This window comes from Nocardia sp. NPDC051052 (assembly GCF_044456045.1).
Classification (GTDB): domain Bacteria; phylum Actinomycetota; class Actinomycetes; order Mycobacteriales; family Mycobacteriaceae; genus Nocardia.
In genome coordinates this window covers 238226-246566 of sequence record NZ_JBITFL010000013.1, presented here as the reverse complement: position 1 = coordinate 246566, position 8341 = coordinate 238226, and the positions used below count along the sequence as shown (strand labels likewise).

Here is an 8341-nt window from a genome sequence, read left to right as displayed (position 1 = left end):
CGTGCTGTGGGCTCTGCTGCGTGACAACCGTACTTGGGAACCACAAAGGCTTGCCGCGGCTACGCCAGCGGCTTGACAGCATCATTGAGACTCCTCACCGGTCTGGATGTGCGGTTCGGGCATGCTTTCACCGGATACCGACAATCGAAGGGCGGCAAGGTTTTCGCCGACTTCGATAACGGCGAGACAGCCGCTGTGGGCCTACTGGTAGGTGCGGACGGGCTCAATTCGCTGGTCCGCCAGCAACTTCTGCCGGAAGCCCGGATCGAGGCACTACCGATGGATGCGATCGTCTGTCGTTCGTGGGTCGATGCTGCCACGGGCCCTTGGCTGACTCCGGAGTTGACGAACCATCTCGGTATGGCCTACGGGCCGCGGCGACGGAACCTGATGTTCGGGCATATGCTATTTCCGCCGGATGCGGGCCGCAGCTACGTGTTCTGGGGGCTACTGACGCCGACCGGCGAGCTACCCGACGACCTGAATAGTGCAGTCCGGGAATGGCATCCAGGGGCACAGCAGTTGATCGCCGATGGCGATCCAACACAGCTGTCCCGCCTGCGGCTGCGTACCTCGGTCCCAGTCGAGCCGTGGCCAACGACCAACGTCACCTTGCTCGGCGACGCGATCCACGCCATGAGCCCGTTTCAGGGTTCCGGCGCCAACACCGCCATCAGGGATGCGGCCCTGCTCGCCACGGAATGGGAGAGCGGTCTCGACGGCATCGCCCGCTACGAGAAGGCGATGCTCGACTACGGCTTCGAGGCTGTCCGCAGGTCGGCGACCGGGACCGCGAACGTGCTGGCCCAACGCCCGGTCTGAACCGCGCAGGCCCGAGGAGTAGGCGGCTGAGGCCAGCCGCAGCGAAGGCGACGGCGATGTCTTAGGGTTTCGCTATGAGTTCGAATGGGGTGGGATCGGTTGTGGCAGAGGCACCGTGGCAGCGATCGGTCAGACAGATCGGCACAGTCGCCGTGGCCGTGGTGTATCTCGCCGCTCTGTGCAGGCTCGCCATCAGCGAGAACTGGAACGACGTGATAGCGGCTCGCCTGCTCGGTACATCACTGTGCGGCGCCGCTCTGGTAGCCCTCCTTTCGTTGGGGCCGGAAACGGGCGGCTCACGAAAGCGCTGGACAAAACAGTCGTTGATTACCGTGGTCGTCGTGCCCGGCCTGATACTCGGCGGCATTGTCATATCGATCATCAACACCGGCACGCCGTGGAGCGACCCCATGGGTCAGCTGCTCATGGAAACAGGAACGCTCGCCTGCCTACTCGGCCTCGGTTGGACCCCGAACGGCTCCCGGATGCGCTGACGAGTCCTTCTGCCCTCGTTCAATATCGCTACGGTGCTGCAGGTTTCGACGGCCGCATTTTCGCCGACCCCCGATGGCGGCCGGACTCTCGCTATACCACGGCGGCTAGCCGGTGCAGCATCTGCCCGTACCGTTGCGCGTCGAGAATCCCTTCGACAAGCACGAGACGACCGCTGGCAAGACAGGTCAGCGCGAGCTGTTCGATCAGCGTGATGTTGAACGCTCCGGGTTCGTCGAACTCGCGCAGCATCTGTCGACGCACGACATCCTGTGGCACTACCACGCATCGGCTGCGGTCGAGGCGCTGTTGCACGGCGTTGGCGACGGTCGATTTACCCGATGCGGGAGTTGCCTCGAATAGTGACCAGGGTGTTCATCTTTGGGTTCGAAGTTCGTCCTCGACCACGGTCTGATGAAATCCCCAAGCGTCGGCCACGATGTCGGCCAGATCGGGGCGCTGCGGTTTCCAGCCGAGTTCGCGGTGCGCTTTCTCGCTGGAAGCGATGCATACCGCCGGGTCGCCGGGTCGGCGCCCTTGGATGCGGACGGGGAAGTCGACGCCGGTGACGGCACGGACGGTGTCGAGCACTTGCCGGTTCGAATGTCCTTGCCCGTTACCGGGATTGAAGATGCCGTGGTGGCCTGGCTCGACGGCGTCGAGGGCGAGCAGGTGGGCGGCCGCGAGATCGGATACGTGGATATAGTCGCGGATGCAGGTGCCGTCCGGAGTTGGATAGTCGGTTCCGAACAGGGTGAAGGTGTCTCGTTGCCCACCGGCGGCTTGGAGCAGGATCGGTATGAGGTGTGATTCAGGGTCGTGGCGCTCGCCCAGGTGCGCCCCATCGGCGGTGCGGACGGCACCGGAGGCGTTGAAGTAACGCAAGGTTGCCGCGCCGAGGATGCCGAAGGCTCCGCAGGCACCCGCGATGAGTTGGTCGACCGTGGCTTTGGTTGCGGCGTAGGGGTTTTGGGGTCGAATCTCGGCGGTTTCGTCGAAGGCGGTAGTTCCGTCGCCGGTATACATCGAGCCGGTCGAGGAGAAGATGAGCCGCGGTACGCTCGCGGCACGGATCGCGCGGAGTAGCGCAAGGGAGCCTTCGATATTGTTGTGCCAGTACTTTTCTGGGTTACGCACTGATTCTGCGACTTCGATGCTGGCGGCGAAGTGCAGCACCCCGTCGAACCCGGCGGTCGGGGTGAGGACGTCGGCGACTCGATGTACCGACATCTCGTGGAATCGTGCGCCTGCGGGGAGGTTGAACGCGAACCCGGTGGAAAGGTTGTCGACGATCTCGACCTCGTGTCCGGCGTCGACGAGCTGGTGGGCGACGACGGAGCCGATATATCCGGCACCGCCGGTAACGAGCAGCTTCACAGGGGTCGAGCCCTCCTCGGTAGCAGCACTGTGCAAACGATGGCGGTGGCGACGATATATCCCTCGGGGTCGTGCCACGCCAGTCTTGACCGAGTTAGGCGGCGAACCAGCGGGGAGCGTAGCGGTCCGGTCGACCATGCTGAGGCCGTGCTCAGCTCACCAGAGCCGCGTAATCACATGGCGCACAACGTTTCCACGGCGAGGGCGAGCTGCTCGCCGTCCACCGCGGCGGCAGGCGCGATCAGTTGAGTCATCGCGAGTCCCTGGAAGAGCAGGAAGTAGAGCGTGACGACGGCCCGCGCCTGCTCGGCGGACAGCTCAGGGTGCGTCTCGCGCAAGACGTCGGCGAGATCGCCGAACGCGATCTCGGTGGCCTGGGCCATGAACTCCTGCGACTCCGCCGACCGGGCTACGAGCAGGGCGTTTTCCGCGCTCAACAGCAGGGCCTCGTGGTTGGTCCGGATCACTTCGAGCAGCCCGGTCCAGGTGGGCGCCACCGACTCCCGCAGCGATCGACCCGCTCCCCCGGACCGGATGGCGGCCTCCATGCCGTCACCGACATCACCGCCGAGCCCTTCGGCGATCGCCTCGGTGATCAGCCGATCCTTCGAGCCGAAGTGGTAGCCGATGGCGGCCAGGCTGACCCCGGCGGCGCCCGCGATATCGCGCGCGGTGGTCTTGGCCAGGCCACGCTCGAGCACGGCCTTGCGCGCTCCGGCCAGCAGGTCTTCGCGGTTTCCCATCACTAGAGAGTACCAGCGTCTTAGACGTTTGTCCCACAGGGTCCACCTGCGCAAACGCGCACCTCCGAACAAATTTCTCGAAACCGCACCCAGACAAGACTTGAATGAGTAATACTCCTGAATGTGTCCAAATCAGCCGAATTCGAGCGGATGCTCCGCGGCGCGGCACTGCGCGTGACAGCACCACGATTAGCGGTGCTCACCGCGGTACATCAGCACCCCCACTCCGACACGGACACCATCCTCGGCCAGGTGCGCCAAACCCTCGGCGCGGTTTCCCATCAGGCGGTATACGACGTGCTCCGGGCACTGACCGCCGCGAAACTGCTCCGCCGCATCCAGCCGATGGGCACCGTGGCGCGTTATGAGACGCGCGTCGGCGACAACCACCACCACCTGGTCTGCCGGTCGTGCGGCGCCATCGTCGACGCCGCGTGCGCGGTCGGCGCGGCCCCCTGCCTGACCGCCGCGGACGACAACGGTTTCGTCCTCGACGAGGCCGAGGTCCTCTACTGGGGCCTATGCCCGGACTGCGCGGCGCTACCGGCGCCGCTGCCCAACCCGTGAACACAGCCCAATTCACCACCCCCTGAAAGGAATTGCCGTGCCCGAGGACCACCCGCCCATCGGAGAGGCCAACACGGAGCCCGCGGAAAGCGGTTGCCCCGTAATGTCTGCCCGCCTCAAGTACCCGACCGAGGGCGGCAGCACCCGTGACTGGTGGCCGAACCAGCTCAATCTGAAGATCCTGCAGAAGAATCCGGCCGTCGCCAACCCGATGGACGCGGACTACGACTACGCCGCGGCATTCAAGACACTCGACCTGGCCGCCGTGAAGCAGGACATCGAGGCCGTGATGACGACCTCGCAGGACTGGTGGCCCGCCGACTACGGCCACTACGGGCCGTTCTTCATCCGGATGGCCTGGCATGCGGCGGGCACTTACCGCATCAACGACGGTCGCGGTGGTGCCGGTGCCGGCATGCAGCGGTTCGCCCCGCTCAACAGCTGGCCCGACAACGCGAGCCTGGACAAGGCCCGCCGCCTGCTCTGGCCGGTCAAGAAGAAGTACGGCAAGAAGCTCTCCTGGGCCGACCTGATCGTCTACACGGGCAATGTCGCGCTCGAGTCGATGGGCTTCGAGACCTTCGGCTTCGGCGGCGGTCGCGTCGACCAGTGGGAGCCCGAGGAGGACGTCTACTGGGGTCCCGAGCACACCTGGCTCGGCGGCGACGAGCGCTACACCGGCCAGCGCGACCTCGAAAACCCGCTTGCCGCAGTGCAAATGGGTTTGATCTACGTGAATCCGGAAGGGCCGAACGGCAATCCGGATCCGCTGCTCGCGGCCACCGACATCCGCGAGACGTTCCGCCGGATGGCGATGAACGACATCGAGACCGCGGCGCTGATCGCGGGCGGCCACACCTTCGGCAAGACGCACGGCGCGGGCCCGGCCGATCATGTCGGCCCCGAGCCCGAGGCCGCCCCGCTGGAGGAGCAGGGCCTCGGCTGGCGCAGCTCGTTCAACACCGGCGTCGGCAAGGACGCGATCACCAGCGGCCTGGAGGGCGCCTGGACGCCGACCCCGCGGACCTGGGACAACAGCTTCGTCGAGACCCTCTACGGCTACGAGTGGGAGAAGACGAAGAGCCCCGCGGGCGCGTGGCAGTGGATCCCGAAGAACGGCGGCGGGGCGGGCACCGTGCCCGACGCGCACGACGCCGCGAAGTCGCACACCCCCGTCATGCTGACCACGGATCTCTCGCTGCGCGTGGACCCCAGCTACGAGCAGATCACCCGGCGCTGGCTCGACCATCCCGAGGAGCTCGCGCAAGAGTTCTCGAAGGCTTGGTACAAGCTGACCCACCGCGACATGGGCCCGATCGTCCGCTACCTCGGTCCGCTGGTCCCGCAGGAGACGCTGCTCTGGCAGGACCCGGTCCCCGCGGTGACGCACGACCTCATCGGCGCGGCCGATATCGCCACCCTCAAGAGCCAGCTCCTGGCTTCGGGTCTGACTGTGCCGCAACTTGTTTCGACCGCGTGGGCGGCCGCATCCTCGTTCCGTGGCAGCGATAAGCGCGGCGGCGCCAACGGCGGTCGCCTCCGGCTGCAACCGCAGCGCGGCTGGGACGTCAACGAGCCCGACCAGCTCACACTTGTGTTGCCCGTGCTGGAAGGCATTCAGGAGGCATTCAACTCGGCGCAGACCGGGAACACGCGGGTGTCCTTCGCCGATATCGTGGTGCTCGGCGGCGTCGCGGCGGTCGAGCAGGCCGCGAAGGCCGCCGGTTTCGACATCGAGGTGCCGTTCGCCCCTGGTCGGACCGATGCCACCCAGGAACAGACCGACGTGGAGTCCTTCGCCGCGATGGAGCCGAGCGCCGACGGCTTCCGCAACTACCTCGGCAAGGGCAACCAGCTGCCGGCCGAGTACCTGCTGATCGACAAGGCGAACCTGCTCACCCTGAGCGCTCCCGAGCTGACCGTCCTGGTCGGTGGCCTGCGCGTGCTCGGCGCGAACTATCACGAGTCCGCGCTCGGCGTCTTCACCGATACCCCGGGGTCGTTGACCAACGACTTCTTCGTGAACCTGCTCGACATGGGCACGAAGTGGGAGCCGACGTCGGCCGACGAGGGCACCTATGCGGGCAAGGATCGCGGCACCGGCGCGACCACCTGGACCGGCAGCCGCGTCGACCTGGTCTTCGGGTCCAACTCGCAGCTGCGCGCGCTCGCGGAGGTCTACGCCACCGATGACGCGAAGGAGAAGTTCGTGCGGGACTTCGTCTCCGCATGGGACAAGGTGATGAACCTCGACCGGTTCGACCTGGCCTGATCACTGCCCGACCGGCTGCCGAGCCGGTCGGCACGTGCGGCACCCCGCGAACTGAGCCAGTTCGCGGGGTGCCCGTGCTATATCGACCAGCCTGAGAAAGCCGTTGCGCCCGAACGCAATACGCGTCAAGCACCGTAGGCGGTGAATCCGGCCCAGGTGAAACTGTGGTCGCCGCGGTCATACGACGCCGCGATGGCCGCTCTGAGTGCGACGTGGCCTGCCACTCCGGTCTGTAGTCCACGGTGCAGGTCTTCCAGAAACGCGATCGTCGCGCGAGAATCGATAACCGGTAGCGCGGAAGCGATTACGGTGCGTGCACCGGCCGACAGGAACACCGCTGGGAAGCCGAGCAGTTCGTTCGGCAGGCTCTTCACCACTCCCCCGACGTGGCAGGCCGACAGGACGATCACGCCGCCCGGCGCCACCGGGCGGATAAGGAATTCGCTGAGCGAGAGCCGATTCTCGCCGAGGAGCAGGACCGAATTGAACACGGTCTGCTCCACCAGCACATCGTGGCACGCGAAATGCACGACGGCGGCGCGTTCGATGGCGTCGAGGATGCCGCCGTCCGGGTGCGGCGCAGACGGGCACAGGGCGAGCTCATCGGCGATTTCGCGGCGCCTGCTCGGTGTCATCGCCCGAATGCGAACTGGACTGTCCGCGTGCGGGTTTGCGTTCTCCGGCCGCAAGTTCATCGGCTGTGTCCCGTATATCGCGGCGATCGCGTCGCCCTCCAGCCCGATTCCAGGCAGGAAGTCGGCACCGGTCGACGGGTCCACCGCGACCACCGCGGCACGAGAGGTCGGCCTCGGCGGCAAAGTGGCGGAAAGGAAGATGCTCGCGTTGGGGATGACGGTCATATCGAACTGCACCTGGGTGGGCCGCTCGTCCACCAGCGCGCCGCCGAGCGGCAGCGTGCCTGCCGCGCCGACCGGGGCGAGCGCGAAGGCTTTCAGGCCGGGCCATTGCACCCGGATGACCGCCAGGGTTGCCTCGCCGAGCTCGGTCAGGATCACGCTGAGTTCGTGGTGTAAGTCGGCCGCACTCAGGCCCTCGGTCTCGCGCCGACGATAAAGGTCGCTGATGCGGGTCTGCCACCCCTGCACCCGCTGGCTGGTGAAGCGGGGGAGGTCGATGCTGACGGTTCGACCGATACGTGTGCTGTCCCCATAGGTACGAAACGCGACGCCCCCCAACGACGTAGCGACGACATAGATGATGTCGCGACCCGAGCGCACCGCCGCGAGCTCCGTAACACAGTGCCGGGCTTCGGCTTCGAGCGTTATGCGGTGGGCGGGCGCCGCTTCCACCAGTTTCACCTGGCGGGCGCGGAACTCCTCCAGCCGCCGGTTGATCATTCGACTGTCGCGATCACCGGGCTCGCAATATTCCTCCGACTTGATGCGGTCGCCCCATCGCCGGCCCTCCTGCGAGAGGTCGTCGAGCTGCCTCGGGTCGGGGTCGTACGCGCGCAGGGCGGTCATCACTTGCGTCGCTAGATACAGACTGCCCGAGACGTTTTCCAGCAGCAGCGGCGCGAACGCGGGCATCGCGCAACGGTGATTCGCGTACGCGCCGAGCTCGAAGGCGATCTGGTTGGCCGCGCGCAGCGGCATCTGGGTCTCGTCGTTCTGCCAGAATTGGGCCACCGCATGCGCGTAGGCGCCGGCGTGCATCGTCGCGGTCAAGGCGACCCGGAACCAATTACATTCCGGCAGTTGCGATTCCAGGACTATCGCCCAGCGGAACACATCCGTGCAGAGCAACGCCTGGTCGAGATCGGTACCCATCTCCGGCACGAATTCCACGATGAACAAATTCAACTCGGCAAGGATCGCGCGCACCTCGTCGGGCGAACGCGACTCCTCGGCGGCCGTGACGCGCTGTTTCAGGTGCTCGACCCGCTGCGTCAGCGTCGGGTCGAGCCGATTCGTTATTCCGTCGAACACGTCAATTTCCGGATCACCAGTCTCCGCGCATCACGAAAGCTTCTGCGTGACAAAAGCTTATCGATGTCCACCGGAGCGCGGTGTCCACCAAACGACCTACAGCGTCGACCGGTAACAGC

The 8341-nt window shown here is 66.0% G+C and carries 8 protein-coding genes; 5 read left to right on the top strand and 3 right to left on the bottom strand.

Translation table 11 applies throughout. From position 1 onward, the window contains the following. Nucleotides 1–72: 72 nt before the first annotated feature. From ACIBCN_RS36005 to ACIBCN_RS35995, 3 genes are all read left to right on the top strand, one after another. Nucleotides 73–822 carry an FAD-dependent oxidoreductase gene (locus tag ACIBCN_RS36005; RefSeq protein WP_396996344.1) on the top strand — a complete coding sequence of 250 codons (750 nt, stop codon included), beginning with the start codon at nt 73–75 and terminating at the stop codon, nt 820–822. Between the two features lie 152 nt (nt 823–974). Beyond that, nucleotides 975–1316 (top strand): hypothetical protein, encoded by a 342-nt coding sequence (locus ACIBCN_RS36000; protein WP_396996342.1) that lies wholly within the window; start codon nt 975–977, stop codon nt 1314–1316. 112 nt (nt 1317–1428) lie between these two features. Next, nucleotides 1429–1677: a hypothetical protein gene (locus tag ACIBCN_RS35995; protein WP_396996340.1), complete on the top strand. Its 249-nt coding sequence runs from the start codon at nt 1429–1431 to the stop codon at nt 1675–1677. 12 nt (nt 1678–1689) lie between these two features. Here the strand turns inward: ACIBCN_RS35995 and galE are convergent, their stop codons facing one another. Together galE and ACIBCN_RS35985 are read right to left on the bottom strand one after the other, a co-directional pair. Continuing rightward, nucleotides 1690–2691 carry a UDP-glucose 4-epimerase GalE gene (gene galE / locus ACIBCN_RS35990; RefSeq protein ID WP_396996338.1) on the bottom strand — a complete coding sequence of 334 codons (1002 nt, stop codon included), beginning with the start codon at nt 2689–2691 and terminating at the stop codon, nt 1690–1692. Nucleotides 2692–2864: 173 nt separating this feature from the next. Beyond that, nucleotides 2865–3434, bottom strand: coding sequence for a TetR/AcrR family transcriptional regulator (locus ACIBCN_RS35985; protein WP_396996336.1), 570 nt, complete (start codon nt 3432–3434; stop codon nt 2865–2867). A gap of 150 nt (nt 3435–3584) precedes the next feature. On the opposite strand from ACIBCN_RS35985, the gene ACIBCN_RS35980 reads away from it, so the two are divergent. Both ACIBCN_RS35980 and katG read left to right on the top strand, forming a co-directional pair. Continuing rightward, on the top strand, nt 3585–4001 hold the full coding sequence (locus ACIBCN_RS35980) for a Fur family transcriptional regulator (protein ID WP_396996361.1): 417 nt from the start codon (nt 3585–3587) through the stop codon (nt 3999–4001). Between the two features lie 37 nt (nt 4002–4038). Beyond that, entirely contained in the window at nt 4039–6273 is a 2235-nt protein-coding gene (gene katG / locus ACIBCN_RS35975; protein ID WP_396996334.1) for a catalase/peroxidase HPI, read from the top strand. A gap of 125 nt (nt 6274–6398) precedes the next feature. Here the strand turns inward: katG and ACIBCN_RS35970 are convergent, their stop codons facing one another. After that, nucleotides 6399–8222 carry a CHAT domain-containing protein gene (locus ACIBCN_RS35970; RefSeq protein ID WP_396996332.1) on the bottom strand — a complete coding sequence of 608 codons (1824 nt, stop codon included), beginning with the start codon at nt 8220–8222 and terminating at the stop codon, nt 6399–6401. Between the last annotated feature and the right edge of the window lie 119 nt (nt 8223–8341).

Excerpts from the sequence above, each read along its gene's own strand:
- ACIBCN_RS35985 (WP_396996336.1), bottom strand. The coding sequence starts at position 3,434 with ATGGGAAACCGCGAAGACCTGCTGGCCGGAGCGCGCAAGGCCGTGCTC.
- ACIBCN_RS35980 (WP_396996361.1), top strand. The coding sequence starts at position 3,585 with ATGCTCCGCGGCGCGGCACTGCGCGTGACAGCACCACGATTAGCGGTG.